Genomic DNA, 18,457 nt, shown 5'->3' on the forward strand with positions numbered 1-18,457 from the left:
CTGAATCAACTGGACTACTGCTGAGTCTCCTGTTCAGTAAACAGATCGCTGAACAGCATGCTCGACAGATAACGCTCACCGGAGTCCGGCAGAATCACGACGATGGTCTTGCCCTGCATCTCCGGCGTCTCTGCCAGACGCACCGCAACTGCCATCGCGGCACCACAGGAGATGCCGCACAAAATCCCCTCTTCCTGCATCAAGCGCAGAGCCATCGCCTTGGACTCTTCGTCGGTGACCTGCTCGACCCGGTCGACCATTGACAGATCCAGGTTCTTCGGCACGAAACCGGCGCCAATCCCCTGAATCTTGTGCGGGCTCGGCTTGATCTCTTCGCCGGCCAGCGCCTGGGTGATCACGGGTGACGACATCGGCTCCACCGCCACCGACAGGATCGGTTTGCCCTGGGTATTCTTGATATACCGCGAGACGCCGGTGATGGTTCCGCCAGTACCGACGCCAGCAACCAATACATCGACAGCACCGTCAGTGTCGTTCCAGATCTCCGGGCCGGTGGTCTTTTCATGGATGGCCGGGTTGGCCGGGTTATCGAACTGTGCCGGCATGAAATATTTGTCGGCATCGCTGGCGACGATTTCGGCCGCCTTCTCGATTGCGCCTTTCATGCCTTTGGCCGGCTCGGTCAAGACCAGTTCGGCGCCCAGAGCCTTGAGAACCTTGCGGCGTTCGATGCTCATCGAGGCCGGCATGGTCAGCATCAATTTATAACCACGGGCAGCGGCAACAAATGCCAGGCCAATGCCCGTGTTACCCGACGTCGGCTCGACAATGGTCATGCCCGGTTTGAGTTTGCCGCTGCTTTCGGCGTCCCAGATCATGTTGGCGCCGATCCGGCACTTGACCGAATAACCGGGGTTGCGCCCTTCGATCTTGGCAAGAATGGTCACGCCACGCGGCGCGATGCGGTTGATCTGCACCAGCGGCGTGTTGCCGATGGAATGGGCGTTGTCAGCGAAAATACGGCTCATGGCTGGGTCCTTATGCAGCATTGAATTCAGCCTTCCAAGGTATGCCTGTTGCCTGGCGCAGTCCAGTCGGGTCGAACGACTGCGTCAGGCAATAGTCAATCGCTTACATCGTCAGGGAATTGCCGTCATGAAGCGTCGCTACAGTTGGCCACTAGGGGTTTTCGCCGTCGTCGTTGTGTTGCTGATCGCGCTGCACATCGCCCTGCCCTACATGGTGCGCGACTACCTGAACGGCAAACTGGCGGACATGGGTGACTATCGGGGCCAGATCACTGATGTCGATCTGGCCCTATGGCGCGGCGCCTACAAGATCAACGGGCTGAAGATCGTCAAGGTCGACGGCAAGGTGCCGGTGCCGTTCGTCAATGCACCGCTGATCGATCTGGCGGTCAGCTGGCATTCGTTGTGGTACGACCATGCTGTGGTGGCGCAAGTGAAATTCGTCAATCCCGAAATCAATTTCGTCGATGGCGGGGCCAACAAACAGAATTCCCAGACCGGTCAGGGCACCGACTGGCGCGCGCAACTGGGCAAATTGCTGCCGATCACTCTCGACGAAGTACAGATTCAGGACGGCAAGATCAGCTTCCGCAATTTCAACTCAAAACCGCCGGTCAACATGAACGCCACCAACGTCGACGCGAGCATCTACAACCTGACCAACGTGGTCGACAAACAGGGCAAACGCGACGCCCGCTTCGAAGGAAAAGCCCTGCTGTTGGGCCACGCACCGCTGGAAACCACCGCAACGTTCGACCCTCTGAGCAACTTCGAGGACTTCGAATTCCGTCTGCGCGCCAAAGACATCGAACTCAAACGCATGAACGACTTCGCCTCGGCCTACGGCAAGTTCGACTTCAACGCCGGCCACGGTGACGTGGTGATCGAAGCCCAAGCCAAAAAAGCCCAGGTCAACGGCTATATCAAACCACTGCTGCGCGACGTCGAAGTGTTCAACTGGCAGCAGGACGTGGAAAACAACAACAAGAGCATCTTCCGTTCGGTCTGGGAGGCACTGGTGGGCGGCACGGAAACCGTGCTGAAGAACCAGGCGAAAAACCAGTTCGCCACCAAGGTCGAACTCAGCGGTAACGTGCATCAGCAAAACATCAGCGCGTTCGAAGCTTTTTTGCAGATTTTGCGTAATGGTTTCGTACAGGCTTTCAATGCGCGATATGAGCGGCCGAAGCCTGATGCGGGTTAGGGTTCATTTCTGGAAAAGCATCCAGATATAGAGTATCGGCGCCAATCTGAATATCCGGGGCCGGCCATTCAACGGTCCAACCTTTATCGCCCAAGATGGCAGTCGCAAAGACTTGGGGATCAAGCAAGGGCTGCAACTGCTTATACGTTTGAATATCTCGACTCAAATCGAGTGTCAGCGCGCGACCATCAACAAAGCAGAGTGCAAGCCGACTATCAGAGAGCGCAGTAACTGCCGCCAAGCGTGGTCGTTTCATGGATAACATCAATTCAGCGCCTCCGGGCAGATGGGGACTGCTTCGCAGCCCAGCGGGAGCAAGCTCCCTCGCCACAGATTCAGTGGACATCCTGAAGGCTATCGCCAAATCGGCGATACCTGAATACTGGCCATCGGCCGAGACTGAGTCAACATGTGACGCCCCATTCAGAGACTGAATAAGCCGTCTGCGTTCACAGTCGACCGGGCTGCGCGTTATAGTCGGGCATCCGATTATTTCGCCCCCGCCCTGCCCATCAGGTCGGCGTTACCGTTCGAGGATTAGCAGATGAAGTTCGAAGGCACCCAGGCCTACGTCGCCACCGATGACCTGAAGCTGGCGGTCAACGCCGCCATCACCCTGGAGCGGCCGCTGCTGGTCAAGGGCGAGCCAGGCACCGGCAAGACCATGCTCGCCGAGCAACTGGCCGAGTCGTTCGGCGCCAAGTTGATCACTTGGCACATCAAGTCCACCACCAAGGCCCATCAGGGTCTCTACGAGTACGATGCGGTCAGCCGTCTGCGCGACTCGCAACTGGGCAATGAAAAAGTCCACGACGTGCGCAACTATTTGAAGAAGGGCAAGCTCTGGGAGGCGTTCGAGTCCGAAGAGCGGGTCATTCTGTTGATCGACGAAATCGACAAGGCCGACATCGAGTTCCCCAACGACTTGCTGCAAGAACTCGACAAGATGGAGTTCTACGTTTACGAGATCGACGAGACCATCAAGGCGAAAAAACGCCCGATCATCATCATTACCTCCAACAACGAAAAAGAGCTGCCGGACGCGTTCCTGCGCCGCTGCTTCTTCCATTACATCGCTTTCCCGGATCGCCCGACCCTGCAGAAAATCGTCGATGTGCACTACCCGGACATCAAGAAGGATCTGGTCAGCGAAGCGCTGGACGTGTTCTTCGACGTACGCAAAGTGCCAGGCCTGAAAAAGAAGCCATCGACCTCGGAGCTGGTCGACTGGCTGAAGCTGCTGATGGCCGACAACATTGGCGAAGCGGTGTTGCGCGAACGCGATCCGACCAAAGCCATTCCGCCGCTGGCCGGTGCGCTGGTGAAGAACGAACAGGACGTGCAACTGCTTGAGCGCCTGGCGTTCATGAGCCGTCGCGGCACCCGCTAAGAGGCTGATGCCATGTTGCTCAACCTGTTCAATGAAATGCGTGCAGCCAAGGTGCCGGTGTCGGTACGCGAACTGCTCGACCTGATCAACGCGCTGAAACAGCGCGTGACCTTCGCCGACATGGACGAGTTCTACTACTTGTCGCGGGCGATTCTGGTCAAGGACGAACGCCATTTCGACAAGTTCGACCGCGCGTTCGGCGCCTACTTCAATGGCCTCGAAAAGCTTGATGATCACTTGCAGGCGCTGATTCCCGAAGACTGGCTGCGCAAGGAGTTCGAGCGCTCGCTGACTGACGAGGAACGCGCGCAGATCCAGTCACTCGGCGGTCTGGACAAGCTGATCGAAGAGTTCAAGAAGCGTCTGGAAGAACAGAAGGAACGCCATGCCGGCGGCAACAAATGGATCGGCACCGGTGGCACCAGCCCGTTCGGCTCAGGCGGCTTCAACCCGGAAGGCATTCGGGTCGGCGATGCTGGCAAACGTCAGGGCAAAGCGGTGAAAGTCTGGGATCAGCGCGAGTACAAGAACCTCGATGATTCGGTGGAACTGGGCACGCGCAATATCAAAGTCGCCCTGCGTCGACTGCGCAAATTCGCCCGCCAAGGCGCGGCAGAAGAGCTGGACATCGACGGCACCATCGACCACACCGCTCGCGACGCCGGATTGCTGAATATCCAGATGCGCCCCGAGCGGCGTAATACGGTGAAGCTGTTGTTGCTGTTCGATATCGGCGGTTCGATGGATGCGCACGTGAAGATCTGCGAGGAGCTGTTCTCGGCCTGCAAGACCGAGTTCAAGCATCTGGAGTACTTCTACTTCCACAACTTCGTTTACGAATCGGTGTGGAAGAACAACATGCGCCGCACCTCCGAGCGCACTTCGACTCAGGATCTGTTGCACAAGTATGGCGCCGATTACAAAGTGATTTTCATCGGTGACGCCGCCATGGCGCCCTATGAAATCACCCAGGCCGGCGGCAGTGTCGAGCACTGGAACGAAGAGCCGGGTTACGTGTGGATGCAGCGCTTCATGGAGAAGTACAAGAAGCTCATCTGGATCAACCCGTATCCGAAAGATACCTGGGGCTATACCTCATCGACCAATATCGTGCGGGATCTGATCGAGGATAAGATGTATCCGTTGACATTGCGCGGGCTTGAGGAAGGGATGCGGTTTCTTTCCAAATAACCTGCTTTGTCTGGACGGACGCTATCGCGAGCAGGCTCACTCCTACATTTGGAATGCGTTCCCCTGTAGGAGTGAGCCTGCTCGCGATGCTTCTAGCTATCTTTGAAGCGCTGCAGATATTTGGTGTGTTCACGGTGCGCAACCTCCTGCACCACCGGCCGCAACCGCACCTGCGCCCCCGGCAGACACTGCGCCAACCGCGCCAACGCCATCGGCGTCAACGCGCCCAATCGCGGATAACCGCCAATCGTCTGCCGGTCATTGAGCAACACAATCGGCTGGCCGTCCGGCGGCACTTGCACCGCGCCTAATGGAATGCCCTCGGAAATCATCGGTTGCCCCTGATACTCAAGCGCCTTGCCCAGTAAACGAATGCCCATGCGATCAGCGCGACTGTCCAGCGTCCAGGCACTGTTGAATGCATCGAACAGACTCTGCCCGCTGAACTGGCCAATCTGCGCACCGAGCACCAGATCCAGTGGTGCAGTCGATTTCAGATCCGGCCGTAACGCCGATGGCACTTCGCGAACCAATAGCGATTCACCGTGATAACTCAGCGTCGATCCCTTGGCCAACGGCAAGCCCATGCCATTGAGCCCACCGAGCTCTTCACGTACCACAGTTGCGCTACTACCCAACACCTTCGGTGCATCAAAACCACCGGGCGCCGCCAGATAGGCCCGAGCCCCAAGCAACGGCTGCGTGAACTGCAATTTCTGCCCTTTGCCCAATTTGAAACTGTGCCACGGCGCCAGCGCTTGCCCGTCAACCTGCGCGCCAAGATCCGCCCCGGCCAGGGCCAGCAAGCAGTCGTCCTCAGCGATTACGGCAAAGCCGCCAAGCGTGACCTCAATCACCGGCACATCAAGCGCATTGCCGAGCAACCAGTTGGCCCAACTCATCGAACACCAATCCGCCGCGCCGCCCTGGGTCACACCCAGATGCCGCACGCCGAAACGTCCTGCGTCCTGCAACAGGCACAGCGGCGTACTCGCCTCAATCCTCAGTCGGCTCATGCCTGCGCCTCCAGTGGCGTGTCATCACCGCCCAGATTGATGAACTCGGCATGACTGACCGCTTCGAATCGCACCGTGTCCCCCGGTTGCATGAGGCTGTAGCCATCACGGTTGCGGTCGAAGAGTTTGGCCGGAGTGCGACCGATCAGGTTCCAGCCACCGGGTGATACCACGGGATAGGCAGCGGTTTGGCGCTCAGCAATACCGACGCTACCGGCCGCGACTTTCTTGCGCGGAGTGCTCAAGCGTGGCGCCGCCAGAATCTCTTCGACCAGGCCCATGAAGGCGAAACCCGGAGCGAAGCCGAGAGCAAACACCTGATATTCGCGACCACTGTGGCGACGTATCACCTCCGCCACCGCCAGGCCGCTGCGCTCGGCCAGCAAGCTCAATTCCGGTCCGACGCTAAGGTCGTACCAGACCGGCAACACATGACATTGGCCGCCAGTTCGTGCATTTGGCGACAGGTCGATCAACGCTTCGGCGATCAACTCCCGCGCCTGACCCGGACTTAGTGAAGTCAAATCGTAATGCACCATCAACGTCGTATAGGACGGCACCAGATCGATCAGTTGCGCACCGAATGCAGTACGCAAGCGCTCACTGGCGGCGAGCATCCACGGCATGTTGGCTTCGGCGATTTCATCGAACAGACGCAACATCAGGCAATCCAGTGCCACCACTTCAATCCTTGGGTTCATGATGCACTCTGCTGGTTCAAGGCCTCGCGAATGCGCTGCACGGCGGCCACCGAACTGGCGTTGTCGCCGTGCACGCAAAGAGTGTTGGCGTGCAGGCGCAAGGCGCTGCCATCGCTGGCGGTGAGGTTGTCGCCACGGGCGATGGTCAGGGCTTGCTCGATAATGGTTTCGGCATCGTGATGCACCGCGCCCGGCAGTTGTCGCGAGACCAGTTTGCCGGCGCTGTCGTAGGCGCGGTCGGCGAAGGCTTCGAACCACAATGTCACGCCGTACTCATCGCCGATTTGCTGCGCAGCCGAATTGTCACGGGTAGCCATGAGCATCAACGGCAGACTGCGGTCGTAAGCGGCCACCGCCTGAATCACCGCCCGCAGTTGCGCGGGGTTGGCCATCATGTCGTTGTACATCGCGCCGTGGGGTTTGACGTAACTGACGCGGCCGCCCTGGGCTTTGCAGATGCCATCGAGGGCGCCAATCTGATAATGCAGGATGTCTTGCAGCTCTTGCGCCGAATACGCCATGGAGCGACGGCCGAAACCGACCAGATCTTGATAGGCCGGGTGTGCGCCGATCTGCACGCCGTGGCTCAACGCCAGGCTGACGGTCTTGCGCATGATGCTCGGATCGCCGGCATGGAAACCGCAGGCGACGTTGGCGCAATCGATGAAGGGCATGACCTCGGCATCCAGACCCATGGTCCAGCTGCCGAAACTCTCGCCGATGTCGCAATTCAATAGCAGGCGGCTCACGGTGAACACTCCTGTAGGTGCTTGTCTTTTTATCTGTAGGACTGTGCTGCGCAGGTTATCAGTTACTGCGCGTCCAGTTGCTTGCCGCGCGTTTCCGGCAGGCTCAACGCCGCGATAATCACCACGCCGTAAGACACTGCGGCAAAAGCACCAATACCTACGCTCAACGGTACTGTCTGGCTGAGCAGGCCGATCAGCAGCGGAAACAGGGCAGCCAGCGCCCGACCGATGTTGTAGCAAAAGCCCTGCCCCGAACCGCGAATTCGCGTGGGGAACAGTTCAGTCAGAAACGCGCCCATGCCGCTAAAAATCCCCGAAGCAAAGAAGCCCAGCGGGAAACCCAGCCACAGCATCACACCGTTGCTCACCGGCAACTGCGTATAGAGCAGAACGATGGTGAACGAGCCGACTGCGAACAGGATGAAGTTCTTTTTCCGTCCCAGCAGATCAGTCAGATAGGCGCTGATCACGTAACCGACGTAGGAGCCGACGATCACCATGGCCAGATAACCGCCCGTGCCGAGCACGCTCAAGCCGCGCTCGTTTTTCAGAAAGGTCGGCAACCAGGAAGTGATCGCGTAGTAGCCACCCAACGCGCCGGTGGTCAGCAGCGAAGCGCGGAACGTGGTGAAGAGCATGCCGGGGGCGAAGATCTCGTAGAACTTCGATTGGTTTTCTGGCGTTTGTTGGGCCTTGGCCTCGCGATAGATCTCCGGATCCTTGACCAGACGACGCACGAAAATCACGAAAATTGCCGGCACGATGCCGAGGATGAATAGCGCCCGCCAAGCGTCTTCCGGCGGCAACACCGAGAACAGCAGCGCGTACAGAATCGCCGTCAGCCCCCAACCCAGTGCCCAACCGGACTGCACCATGCCCACCGCTTTGCCGCGATCCTTGGCGCGAATCACCTCGCCGATCAGCACAGCGCCAGCCGTCCACTCGCCGCCGAAACCGAAGCCCATCAAGGTTCGGGCGATAAGCAACTGTTCGTAGTTTTGCGCGAAGCCGCAGAGGAAGGTGAAGAAGGCGAACCACAGCACGGTCAATTGCAGGGTGCGCACACGACCGATGCGGTCAGAGAGAATCCCAGCGACCCAACCGCCAATCGCTGAAGCAATCAGCGTGCTGGTATGAATCAGCCCCGCTTCACCAGTAGTGATGCCCCACATCGCGATCAGCGTCGGCACGACGAAGCTGAGCATCTGCGTGTCCATGCCGTCCAGACCGTAGCCGATCTTGCAGCTCCAGAACGTGCGACGCTCCTGCTGGTTGATGTTGCGATACCAATCGAACGGCCCCGGCCGCGCCGTGGCCTTGGGTACTTCTAGGGTGTCGGGAGCACGCATGGCTTATCTCCGCAGGTTTTTTTATTGGTCTTGTTCGTAGCCCCGACGACGCCTATCGTGGGGACCGGATGCGTCGATTTTTCGTCGCGCGGCCCTGCTGCGTCCAACGAATAAAAACCCGCCTTAGCCATAAGAAAAATTTGTCACCCGAGCCTTGCCCATGAACCTGAAGTTTCTCGAGACCTTTGTCTGGGTCGCCCGACTGAAGAGTTTTCGCCTGACCGCCGATAAGCTGTTCACCACCCAGGCGTCGATTTCCAGCCGCATCGCGGTGCTGGAAGGCGAGCTGGGGGTGAAGCTGTTTTTGCGCGATTCACGCGGTGTCAGCCTGACGCCTGAAGGCTTGAAAGTGCTGGACTACGCCGAGCAGATGCTCGACACGATGTCAGCGCTCAAGCAATCGATCGAGACTCGCTCGAGCAAGGTTGGGCGCGTGCGTATCGGCGTGATGGACACGGTGATCCACACCTGGCTCAGCCCGTTGGTGGCGCAAATGACCGACCTGTATCCACGGGTGGAAATCGAACTGGTGGCGGATACCTCGCTGAACCTCTGCGATCAGCTGCAAAAAGGCTTTCTCGATATCGTTCTGCAAACTGATCTGATCCGCCATGAAAGCGTACGCAGCCTGGAGCTGGCCAGCCATCCTCTGGGCTGGATTGTCGCGAGCAATTCGATCTACAACCGCGACTATGCCGACCTCGCCGAACTGGCGCAGGAGCGGATCATCACTTACTCGAAAAACTCCCGACCGCATCAAGACCTTTGGGCGTTGATGCAGGCGAACGGCGTACTGGCGCCACGCTTGAACTGCGTGAATTCGGTGTCGGCGATTACCCGATTATTGCGTGATGGATTTGGGATTGGCGTGCTGCCACCGGTGCTGGTGGCTGAGGAATTGGCGCGGGGGGAATTGACCTTGCTCGACATCGATCAACGACCGCCGAATCTGCAGGTGGTGGTGTCGTGGCGGGTGGGGGTTGAGTGGGTCGAGGAGATTGTGACGTTGTGTCAGCAGGTGCTGGAGGGATATGCGACCAAGGTGGGCACTGACTACATCGTCCTGACACTGTGATCGTTCCCACGCGCGTGGGAACGATCCTTACTGCGCTGACCTCAGAGGCCGCGCACGTCGCGGTCTTCGATCGGCCGACTCTGGCGCAAGCGCCGGCCACCGAGAACAACCCAGTCAATCAAGCGGAACAGGCACTCGATGCCGAACGACAGCAGCAACGCGCCGCTCATGCCCCAGATCATTGCTTCCGGAGTCAGCAGAATCTGGTAGCTGTAACCGTTCCAGGTTTCCTTGCGGATATCCGGATCAGCGGCCAATACCACTTGCAGGAAGCGGATGTACCACGGGCCTTGCATCGCCTGGAACTGCTTGTCCAACGCCACTTGACGCGTGAGCAAGGTGTTCAGACTGTCGGCGTCGTTGCGGAAGATCGGATCTTCACTGGCGCGGTAATGCGCGACCAGCGCTTGCATATCGCCTTTGAAAAACTGCTCGGCAGTGCCTTGAAAACCGCGCAGACCGGTCTGCGCCTCGATCAAATGCGCCTCGACCCGCTTCGCGTAATCATTGATGAATCCCGGCACCTGGACACCGATCAACAGGCCCGCCGCAAACAACACCAGCCGTACATAACTGAGCAACATCGGGGTAGATCCTTATTCGGTCTTGCCCTGGCTGACGCATTCGCCGCGTCGCCACAGGCTCCATTGGCCCGGTTCATAGCGGGTCCAGGTTTCATTTTCGGTCAACGGTTCGGTGGCGATCACCGTCACTACGTCGTTGGGCGTGGTTTCCGCCTGGAAATCGACGATCACGTCGACATCCTTCAGACGCGCCGGGCCGAACGGGGCACGTCGGGTGATCTGTGCGAGTTTGGTCGAGCAATAGCAGAACAGCCAGTCGCCATCGCTGAGCAGGCAGTTGAACACGCCTTTGCTGCGGTATTCAGCGCACGCGGCGACCAGATCCGGCAACAGCTCTTCTATATCGACCGGCTCCGGGAATGCTGCACGCACGCGGTTGAGCAAATCGCAGAACGCCGCCTCGCTGTCGGTATCGCCGACCGGGCGGTAGAAGCTTTTGATCGGGGTGAAATCGGCGAGCTGGCCGTTATGCGCGAAACACCAGTTGCGCCCCCACAGTTCGCGGACGAACGGATGGGTGTTGGACAGGCAGACCTTGCCGACGTTGGCCTGGCGGATATGACCGATGACCACTTCGCTCTTGATTGGATAGCGCTGCACCAGATTGGCCACTTCCGACTCGCAACTCGCGGCCGGGTCCTGAAACAGACGCAAGCCACGGCCCTCATAAAAGGCGATGCCCCAACCGTCGCGGTGCGGGCCGGTGCGGCCGCCGCGCTGCATCAGGCCGGTGAAGCTGAACACGATATCGGTCGGCACGTTGGCACTCATGCCCAGTAATTCACACATGTGCGGACTCTCGGGTTACAGACGCGGCTCGACCCGCATGCGCTGCGGATTGTTCGGCACTGGCGGGCGACCGTAACGGTCATCGCCGGCACCGCCAAACGGTTGATCGTCGTCGCGGTCATCGGCGCGTGCGGCGGCCTTGGCGGCTTCGGCCTGTTCCCGACGCGCCTTCGAAGCACGTTCGAGCGGGAAGCGGATCAACACGAAAACCAGGTAGATGCCGAACGCAATCATGCCGTACATGAACAGATCGGAGACCGCGCGCCAGGCGTTGTTGCCGACCTTGAAGGCCAGATCCAGCGCGGTGATGGCGATGGCCGGCGCGACCTTTTCCTTGACCGGGTCAATGATGGTCGGGCTGAAGAGCAACACCGCCATCAGCACGCGCAGCGGCTCGCGCAACCAGCGCCACATCCAGGTTGTCAGGCGCATCCATACCAACAGGCAGCCCACAGCGGCAAAGGCGTAGAGGCCCCAGGCGATCAGATAGTCGTTCTCGGTCATGGTGTCCATGGCAAGGCAGGCAAAGAGGCGCTTATAGTAACGACTTTTCGCCCTTCAGGCTTGTCCCAATAACAGACGGCCAGCAGCAAACCCTGTGGGAGCGAGCTTGCTCGCGAAAGCGGTGGGTCAGTGAAACAAATGTCATCTGACCGGACGCTTTCGCGAGCAAGCTCGCTCCCACAGGGGAATGCGACGGTTTCCAGCGCTGCGAAAACCCTATTCCGTAAATTGTCCGAGAGCCTTCCATGCCCCAATCCGCCAACGCCAACAGTGCCCCGATTGCCCACAAGGCGCCCGGTGCCGACCCGTATGCCTGGCTGCAGGAACGCGACACCGACGCGGTGCTCGATTACCTCAAGGCCGAAAACGCTTATCAGGAAGCGCAAACCGCCGATCAGGCCGAGTTGCGCGAAACGCTGTTCGAAGAGATCAAGGGCCGAATTCTCGAAACCGACCTGTCCCTGCCCTCGCCGTGGGGCCCGTACCTGTATTACACGCGCACTACCGCCGGTGACGAATATGCCCGGCACTACCGCTGCCCACGCCCGGCAGACGACAGCCTGAGCCTCGACGAAAGCCGCGAACAATTGCTGCTTGACCCGAATGAACTGGCCAATGGCGGTTTTTTCTCACTGGGCGCCTTCAGCATCAGCCCTGATCACCAGCGTCTGGCCTACAGTGTCGATGCCTCGGGCGATGAGATCTACACGTTGTTCGTCAAGGAACTGGCCAACGACAAAGTCAGCGAACTGGAATTCGAAGAGTGCGACGGCAGCATGACTTGGGCCAATGACAGCCTGACGCTGTTTTTCGGCGTACTCGACGACACCCATCGCCCGCACAAACTGTTCCGCTATCGCCTCGATGGCACCGCTGCCGAAGAAGTTTTCCATGAGCTGGACGGGCGTTTCTTCCTGCACTGCTACCGTTCCAGTTCCGAACAGCAATTGCTGTTGTCACTGGGCAGCAAGACCACCAGCGAGGTCTGGGCGCTCGACGCCAATCATCCGCACCAGCCTTTCACCTGCTTGGCGGCACGGGTCGAAGATCATGAATACGATGTCGATCACGGCCTGCTCGATGGCGTGTGGACGTGGTTTATCCGCACCAACCGCGACGGCATCAACTACGCCCTGTATCAGGCGCCGGACACCGGCACCGCGCCGACCGAAGCCGAATGGCAGAACCTGATCCCCCACAGCGACACAGTGATGCTCGATGGCGTCAGCCTCAACACCGAGGCCATGACCCTGAGTCTGCGCGAAGGCGGCCTGCCGATCATCGAAGTTCACCCACACGGTCTGGCGCCGTATCGCGTGCAATTGCCGGACGCGGCCTACAGCCTCTATGTGCAAAACAGCCTGGAGTTTGAAAGCGACCGCATTCGTCTGCGCTACGAGGCGTTGAACCGCCCGGCGCAGGTGCGCCAACTGATCCTTGCCAGTGGCGAACAAGCGGTGTTGAAAGAAACCCCGGTGCTCGGCCCGTTCGACGCCGACGCTTACGTCAGCCAGCGCCTGTGGGCCACTGCGCCAGACGGCACGCAAGTGCCGATCAGTCTGGTGATGAAGCGCGAAAAGGTTGGCAAAGCAGTGCCGCTGTATCTTTACGGCTACGGCGCTTACGGTTCGAGCCTTGATCCGTGGTTCTCCCACGCCCGTCTGAGCCTTCTGGATCGTGGCATGGCCTTCGCCATCGCCCACGTGCGCGGCGGCGGTGAATTGGGCGAAGCCTGGTATCGCGCCGGCAAGCAGGAACACAAGCACAACACCTTCAGCGATTTCATTGCCTGCGCCGAGTTTTTGATCCTCAACGGCATCACTACTGCCGAAAAACTGGCGATCAGCGGCGGGAGTGCCGGTGGTCTGTTGATTGGAGCAGTACTTAACCAGCGTCCGGACCTGTTCGGCGTGGCGATTGCTGAAGTGCCGTTCGTCGACGTGCTCAATACCATGCTCGACCCGGAACTGCCGCTGACCGTTACCGAGTACGACGAGTGGGGCAATCCCGAGGAGCCGGAGGTTTACGAACGTATCAAGGCTTACGCGCCGTATGAAAACGTCAGCGCGCAGGATTATCCGGCGACACTGGTGATCGCCGGCTACAACGACAGTCGCGTGCAGTACTGGGAAGCGGCCAAGTGGGTGGCGAAACTGCGCGCGACCAAGACCGACAACAATGTGCTGCTGCTCAAGACGGAACTGGGCGCCGGGCATGGCGGGATGAGCGGGCGTTATCAGGGATTACGTGACGTAGCACTCGAATACGCATTTGTTTTCAAGGTTTTGGGCCTGGCCTGAGGAACTCCATCGGTCACTTGGGTCTTAATTGCAGACCCAAGAGGCCGATACCCCACAGATCCCTGTAGGAGCTGCCGAAGGCTGCGATCTTTTGATTTTGATTTTTTCAAAGGCAAGATCAACAGATCGCAGCCTTCGGCAGCTCCTACATGGGGACCGTGTGTAGCCTGAAATCCGAGACAATAAAAAGACCGTGACGACATGTCAGAACCGACCTTCCTGAACAACGAAATCCGCGACTGGCTGATGGACTGTGGCCTGTTCGATCAATTGCAACTGGCCGACTTTGCGGCCGCTTCCGGCTACTTCAGCATCAGCACCGTGGCTGAAGGCGAGGCGATTTTCCGCGAGGGCGATGCCGGCAGTTTCATGTGCATCCTCCACACCGGTCAGGTCGCCGTGCAGAAAACCGGGCCCGATGGTCAGGTGATCACCATGGCCACCCTGCGCAGCGGTCGGGCGTTTGGTGAAATGGCCGTGCTCGACGGTGAACGCCGCTCGGCCACCTGCATCGCCGCGACTAACTGCCAGCTATTGAACCTCGGCAAGGATTCGCTGGAAAAAATGCTCAACGACGCGCCGAAGATCGCCGCCAAGATCATCCGCGCCCTCGCCGTCTCGCTGTCGAAACGCCTGCGCATGGCCGACGGTCAACTGGCGGCGCAACAGGTTTAACCGCCGGGAGATTTTGCCTTGGTGCCGCTCGGTTCAATGCCCGGCACCGGCTGATCCTTGCTCGGCGGGCTGGGCATTTCGATCGGCACCAGCGGTGGACTGCCACTGCCGGAGCCGGACTTGGGAATGTTGATCGGCGTGATCTGCGGATACGGCGTCGGTGTCGCAGTCCCGGGCGAGCCGGGTTGCGGCGCCGGGCTGACCGGTATTGTCTGTTGCGCCTGCACTGCAGTAATCGAGAGCGCGGCCAGGGCAATGACCGTTAGAATGGTGCGCTTCATCAAGGGCTCCGTTTGGCCTCTAGTCTGCGCTCAGGCTACTCCCAACGGGCCTGCTTGCCTTCCCCCTTGTAGAGATTTCCATGAAACGTTTCGTTCTGCTCGACACCACCCCGATCCCTGAAAGCGGCGGTGCCCTGTGCCTGTTCGAGTATGGCGAAGACTTCGTCATCAAGATCCAGGGCGGCGACGGCGGGCAATTGATGAACACGCGCATGCACGGTTCCGAAGATGCACTGGCCGAAATTCCTTGCCGCAAGGTCGCGGGCCGGCCGGATTCGCGGGTGCTGATCGGCGGTCTGGGCATGGGCTTCACCCTCGCCTCCGCGCTCAAGCATCTGGGCAAGACCGCTGAAGTAGTGGTCGCCGAATTGGTGCCCGGCGTGGTCGAGTGGAACCGTGGCCCGCTCGGCGAAAAGTCCGGTCGTCCGCTGCTCGATCCGCGCACAGTGATCCGTCAGGAAGACGTGGCCAAGGTGCTGCAAAGCGAGCCGAATGGCTTCGACGCGATCATGCTCGACGTCGACAACGGCCCCGAAGGCCTGACGCAGAAGGCCAACAGCTGGCTGTATTCCGCCGCTGGTCTGAATGCCTGCGCCAAGGCCCTGCGCCCGAAAGGCGTGCTGGCGGTGTGGTCGGCCAGCGCCGACCGGCTGTTTTCCGACAAATTGAAGAAGGCCGGTTTCAAGGCCGAAGAAGTCCAGGTCTTCGCCCATGGCAACAAGGGCACGCGCCACACGATCTGGATTGCCGAGAAGCTCAAGGGCTGAGCTAAACTCTGCGCATAACCGTCATTAGTCTTTTACAAAGGTGAACCCATGAGTTCGTCCACTCCAACCAATACGTCGAAGCTGGATCGCATCCTCGCCGACAACCAGCGCGACAAGGAAATGGGCTACCGCGACAAGGCCCTGAAGATGTACCCGCATGTCTGCGGCCGCTGCACACGTGAGTTTTCCGGCAAGCGCCTGAGCGAACTGACCGTGCACCACCGCGACCACAACCACGACAACAACCCGCAGGACGGCTCGAACTGGGAATTGTTGTGCCTGTATTGCCACGACAACGAACACTCGCGCTATACCGATCAGCAGTATTTCAGCGAAGGCTCGCTGAGCACGCCGAAGATTGCCAAGGCGACGCATAACCCGTTTGCTGCCCTCGCCGGCCTCATGAAGAAAGAAGATTAAAGTTCTTCATTGGCCTGACTGGCCCCTTCGCGAGCAAGCTCGCTCCCACAGTGGTTTTGTGTATGACACCGATCCAGTGTGGGAGCGAGCTTGCTCGCGAAGGCGGCCGCTCAGGCACCGCCAATCCATGATCTGACCACAACCGCCCAATCCCCGTATAATCGCCCTCTTTTTCCCGAAGGCACCCCGCTCGTGGCAGACAAACGGTACAGCTGCATTGGTTTGTATAACCCCAAATCACCGGAGAACGTCGGTTCGGTGATGCGCGCCGCAGGCTGTTATGGCGTGGCGTCGGTGTTCTACACCGGCAAGCGTTATGAACGCGCCGCCGACTTCGTCACCGACACCAAACGCGTGCACTACGACATCCCGCTGATCGGCATCGACGATCTGAAAAAGATCCTCCCGCTCAACTGCGTGCCGGTCGCCGTGGAACTGGTCGAGGGCGCCCGCCCGCTGCCGGAATACACCCACCCGGATCGCGCCCTGTACATCTTCGGCCCCGAAGACGGCTCGCTGGACAAAGAGATCCGCGACTGGTGCGAAGACGTCGTGTACATCCCGACCACCGGCTGCATGAACCTCGCCGCGACCGTCAACGTCGTACTCTACGACCGCATGGCCAAGGGCTTGAACACCCGCTCCGGGCCAAAATTCCGCTGAAACGCCGCATATTCGATGGAACGAGCTGACCGCTCCGGCAGTCAGCTTGTTTATCGATTACTCATTGCCTGGAGAAAGATCATGACCGAGCTCAAACGCGTCGAACGTATCGAATCTACCCCGTTCCAGAGCCATTCCGAGCAGAACGTCGAAGGCTGGGAGCGCATCGGCTCACTCGCGGGGGGCGTGATCATGGTCGGTAAAGGCCTGCGCCGTGGCGGCGTGTTCGGTTTGATTCAGGTGGCGATTGGCGGCGTGGCGATGGCGCGCGGGATTACCGGGCACAGTTCGGTGAAGAGCCTGTTCGAGAAAAGTCGCCAGGACATGAATAACGTGCGGGCGAAGATCGAGCGGGCCGGGGAAGAGTTGAGCAAGCTGAAGGCGAACGCCGAGGCGGCGACCAAAACCGCTACCGTGACCGGCAATGATTCGGTGAAATCGCCGAAAGCCGGGGTTTGATAGCTTAAAAGCAAAAGATCGCAGCCTTCGGCAGCTCCTACAGGGAAAACGCATTCCACAGGTAGGAGCTGCCGAAGGCTGCGATCTTTTGATCTTTACTGTAGCAATGCGGTATCAAGCACTTTGGATGACTCGCCAAGAACGCTCTCGGCCAGCTGCACAAACTCCTTGGTACTCACCGTCCCCAGATGCATCGCCCCACGCAACACATCATCCAGCGAACGCTTGTTGCGCGTCTTCAAGCGAATCTCGCCATCCAGCTCCTGCAACACCACCACTGCTTTCGCCACCTGCGCCGGGCTGATCTGCTCGCCGCGCAACGTCGTGACTTTCTGGCTGTCCCTGGCCAGTTTCGTCTGCAAACTCTGATAACGCTCATCGCTCATGCCACCGGCACGGCGCACCAGTTCAATCGCGTAATACTCGGCAAAGCCTTCGCTGATCCAGTCACTGCGCTGCTCGTCGTTGATCCGCCCGAACACCTGCGCCAGCTCACGCACCAGCGCGCTGCTACCGTTTTCGCTGACCAGCGGCAATCGCGTATTCACGTAAATGGATTCATGTGCTCCGAGGCTGCCGCGCCACATTGGGTCGTTGGCGCCGACGATCAACAATTTGGCCGGATGGCGTGGATAAACCGCCTGCACCTGCGGCCAGACGAACGTCAGCAAAGTCAGTACGTCCATTCGGCGCATACCCTGCCCTTGCGGCGAGGCCACGGTGACTTCGGTTTCGCCCAAGCGTGTGCGGCGGCTGCCGAGGTGGCCGGCAAGCATCCAGCCGGTCGGACGGTCAAACAGCCGTGATGGGTTATCGATACGGAATTTGTTTTTGCCGATGCGTGGCCACGCGGTTTCGATGCTTTTCCAGCCGTCGGGCAGTTCGAATTGCAAGCGCGCAACCAGTTCAGTGCCGTCCTGCTGATCGAGTTTGGCTGGCGGTACCAATTCGTCGCCACGCATCAACGCCCAGGTCGGGGTCATGCGCGTGTCGAAGCTGCCGTTCTTGCGGCCGTGGCTGATGCGTACGCGGTAGGTCAGGCTGGACTTTTCGCTGGCGGGGCGCCAGACCCCGCGCGCCTGTTTGCCTGGGCTCAGCAGCCACTGACCGTCAGCCTTGAAGTCGCTGTAATGACTGCCGTCGCCAAGATCGAAATCGAGACTGCGCACCGCTTCACCCTTGGCCAGGGTCAGGCGTACTTCGGCCTGATCGCTCTGTGGCAACAGGCGCACGTGATAATCCAGATCGACTTTCTTCGCCGCCCAGACCGGCGCGCTCAACACCAGCAGCGCGACCATCAACGCTTGCGGCAATCCGACAGCCATACGCACTCCTTGGTAAAGCCTGGAAC

20 protein-coding genes and 1 pseudogene are annotated in these 18,457 nt (G+C 59.5%); 10 read left to right on the top strand and 11 right to left on the bottom strand.

Annotation, left to right across the window (positions count from 1 at the left end; all coding sequences use genetic code 11):
- Positions 1 to 14: 14 nt before the first annotated feature.
- Entirely contained in the window at positions 15 to 989 is a 975-nt protein-coding gene (cysK, locus tag GTU76_RS17510; RefSeq protein ID WP_007911289.1) for a cysteine synthase A, read from the bottom strand.
- A gap of 127 nt (positions 990 to 1,116) precedes the next feature.
- Between cysK and GTU76_RS17515 the strand changes: the two genes are divergently transcribed.
- On the top strand, positions 1,117 to 2,193 hold the full coding sequence (locus GTU76_RS17515; RefSeq protein WP_180699194.1) for a DUF748 domain-containing protein: 1,077 nt from the start codon (positions 1,117 to 1,119) through the stop codon (positions 2,191 to 2,193).
- A 7-nt stretch (positions 2,194 to 2,200) separates the two neighbouring features.
- Here the strand turns inward: GTU76_RS17515 and GTU76_RS17520 are convergent.
- Positions 2,201 to 2,458, bottom strand: a pseudogene (locus GTU76_RS17520) (DUF2442 domain-containing protein); the annotation flags it as partial.
- A 279-nt stretch (positions 2,459 to 2,737) separates the two neighbouring features.
- Between GTU76_RS17520 and GTU76_RS17525 the strand changes: the two are divergent.
- Both GTU76_RS17525 and GTU76_RS17530 read left to right on the top strand, forming a co-directional pair.
- Entirely contained in the window at positions 2,738 to 3,583 is an 846-nt protein-coding gene (locus GTU76_RS17525; RefSeq protein WP_180699195.1) for an AAA family ATPase, read from the top strand.
- A gap of 12 nt (positions 3,584 to 3,595) precedes the next feature.
- A complete protein-coding gene (locus tag GTU76_RS17530) occupies positions 3,596 to 4,774 on the top strand; it encodes a vWA domain-containing protein (protein WP_180699196.1) in 1,179 nt (392 codons plus the stop codon).
- 92 nt (positions 4,775 to 4,866) lie between these two features.
- On the opposite strand, the gene GTU76_RS17535 is transcribed toward GTU76_RS17530, so the two are convergent.
- The 4 genes from GTU76_RS17535 to GTU76_RS17550 form a co-directional block, all read right to left on the bottom strand.
- Entirely contained in the window at positions 4,867 to 5,790 is a 924-nt protein-coding gene (locus tag GTU76_RS17535; RefSeq protein ID WP_175555075.1) for a 5-oxoprolinase subunit C family protein, read from the bottom strand.
- Complete coding sequence (gene pxpB, locus GTU76_RS17540) at positions 5,787 to 6,491, bottom strand: 5-oxoprolinase subunit PxpB (protein ID WP_180699197.1); 705 nt, start codon at positions 6,489 to 6,491, stop codon at positions 5,787 to 5,789. The genes GTU76_RS17535 and pxpB overlap by 4 nt, the downstream gene beginning before the upstream one ends.
- Positions 6,488 to 7,240 carry a 5-oxoprolinase subunit PxpA gene (locus tag GTU76_RS17545; protein ID WP_016986804.1) on the bottom strand — a complete coding sequence of 251 codons (753 nt, stop codon included), beginning with the start codon at positions 7,238 to 7,240 and terminating at the stop codon, positions 6,488 to 6,490. The genes pxpB and GTU76_RS17545 overlap by 4 nt, the downstream gene beginning before the upstream one ends.
- Before the next feature lie 62 nt (positions 7,241 to 7,302).
- Complete coding sequence (locus GTU76_RS17550; RefSeq protein ID WP_180699198.1) at positions 7,303 to 8,589, bottom strand: MFS transporter; 1,287 nt, start codon at positions 8,587 to 8,589, stop codon at positions 7,303 to 7,305.
- 160 nt (positions 8,590 to 8,749) lie between these two features.
- Between GTU76_RS17550 and GTU76_RS17555 the strand changes: the two genes are divergently transcribed.
- Positions 8,750 to 9,664: a LysR family transcriptional regulator gene (locus GTU76_RS17555; RefSeq protein WP_175555079.1), complete on the top strand. Its 915-nt coding sequence runs from the start codon at positions 8,750 to 8,752 to the stop codon at positions 9,662 to 9,664.
- A 41-nt stretch (positions 9,665 to 9,705) separates the two neighbouring features.
- Here the strand turns inward: GTU76_RS17555 and GTU76_RS17560 are convergent, their stop codons facing one another.
- The 3 genes from GTU76_RS17560 to GTU76_RS17570 are packed head-to-tail and all read right to left on the bottom strand — an operon-like array spanning position 9,706 to position 11,550.
- Positions 9,706 to 10,248, bottom strand: coding sequence for a DUF2937 family protein (locus tag GTU76_RS17560; RefSeq protein ID WP_180699199.1), 543 nt, complete (start codon positions 10,246 to 10,248; stop codon positions 9,706 to 9,708).
- Between the two features lie 12 nt (positions 10,249 to 10,260).
- Positions 10,261 to 11,037 carry a class II glutamine amidotransferase gene (locus GTU76_RS17565; RefSeq protein WP_007911322.1) on the bottom strand — a complete coding sequence of 259 codons (777 nt, stop codon included), beginning with the start codon at positions 11,035 to 11,037 and terminating at the stop codon, positions 10,261 to 10,263.
- A gap of 15 nt (positions 11,038 to 11,052) precedes the next feature.
- The gene (locus GTU76_RS17570) at positions 11,053 to 11,550 is read right to left on the bottom strand and encodes an MFS transporter (RefSeq protein ID WP_180699200.1); all 498 of its coding nucleotides are present in this window, start codon (positions 11,548 to 11,550) and stop codon (positions 11,053 to 11,055) included.
- Between the two features lie 236 nt (positions 11,551 to 11,786).
- Between GTU76_RS17570 and GTU76_RS17575 the strand changes: the two genes are divergently transcribed.
- Positions 11,787 to 13,841 carry a S9 family peptidase gene (locus GTU76_RS17575; protein ID WP_180699201.1) on the top strand — a complete coding sequence of 685 codons (2,055 nt, stop codon included), beginning with the start codon at positions 11,787 to 11,789 and terminating at the stop codon, positions 13,839 to 13,841.
- 201 nt (positions 13,842 to 14,042) lie between these two features.
- The gene (locus GTU76_RS17580; RefSeq protein WP_016984668.1) at positions 14,043 to 14,516 is read left to right on the top strand and encodes a cyclic nucleotide-binding domain-containing protein; all 474 of its coding nucleotides are present in this window, start codon (positions 14,043 to 14,045) and stop codon (positions 14,514 to 14,516) included.
- On the opposite strand, the gene GTU76_RS17585 is transcribed toward GTU76_RS17580, so the two are convergent.
- Positions 14,513 to 14,797, bottom strand: coding sequence for a hypothetical protein (locus tag GTU76_RS17585; RefSeq protein WP_026000574.1), 285 nt, complete (start codon positions 14,795 to 14,797; stop codon positions 14,513 to 14,515). The genes GTU76_RS17580 and GTU76_RS17585 overlap by 4 nt on opposite strands.
- An 80-nt stretch (positions 14,798 to 14,877) precedes the next feature.
- Between GTU76_RS17585 and GTU76_RS17590 the strand changes: the two genes are divergently transcribed.
- The 4 genes from GTU76_RS17590 (at position 14,878) to GTU76_RS17605 (ending at position 17,106) form a co-directional block, all read left to right on the top strand.
- Positions 14,878 to 15,564 carry a spermidine synthase gene (locus GTU76_RS17590; protein WP_007911335.1) on the top strand — a complete coding sequence of 229 codons (687 nt, stop codon included), beginning with the start codon at positions 14,878 to 14,880 and terminating at the stop codon, positions 15,562 to 15,564.
- 48 nt (positions 15,565 to 15,612) lie between these two features.
- A complete protein-coding gene (locus GTU76_RS17595; protein ID WP_007911336.1) occupies positions 15,613 to 15,984 on the top strand; it encodes a YajD family HNH nuclease in 372 nt (123 codons plus the stop codon).
- 192 nt (positions 15,985 to 16,176) lie between these two features.
- Positions 16,177 to 16,647, top strand: a complete 471-nt coding sequence (locus GTU76_RS17600) for an RNA methyltransferase (protein WP_007911337.1) — start codon at positions 16,177 to 16,179, stop codon at positions 16,645 to 16,647.
- An 81-nt stretch (positions 16,648 to 16,728) separates the two neighbouring features.
- Positions 16,729 to 17,106, top strand: coding sequence for a YgaP family membrane protein (locus GTU76_RS17605; RefSeq protein WP_180699202.1), 378 nt, complete (start codon positions 16,729 to 16,731; stop codon positions 17,104 to 17,106).
- 95 nt (positions 17,107 to 17,201) lie between these two features.
- Here the strand turns inward: GTU76_RS17605 and GTU76_RS17610 are convergent, their stop codons facing one another.
- Complete coding sequence (locus GTU76_RS17610; RefSeq protein ID WP_180699203.1) at positions 17,202 to 18,431, bottom strand: hypothetical protein; 1,230 nt, start codon at positions 18,429 to 18,431, stop codon at positions 17,202 to 17,204.
- Positions 18,432 to 18,457 lie beyond the last annotated feature (26 nt).

The sequence above is a fragment of the Pseudomonas crudilactis genome, assembly GCF_013433315.1.
GTDB classification, from domain to species: domain Bacteria; phylum Pseudomonadota; class Gammaproteobacteria; order Pseudomonadales; family Pseudomonadaceae; genus Aquipseudomonas; species Aquipseudomonas crudilactis.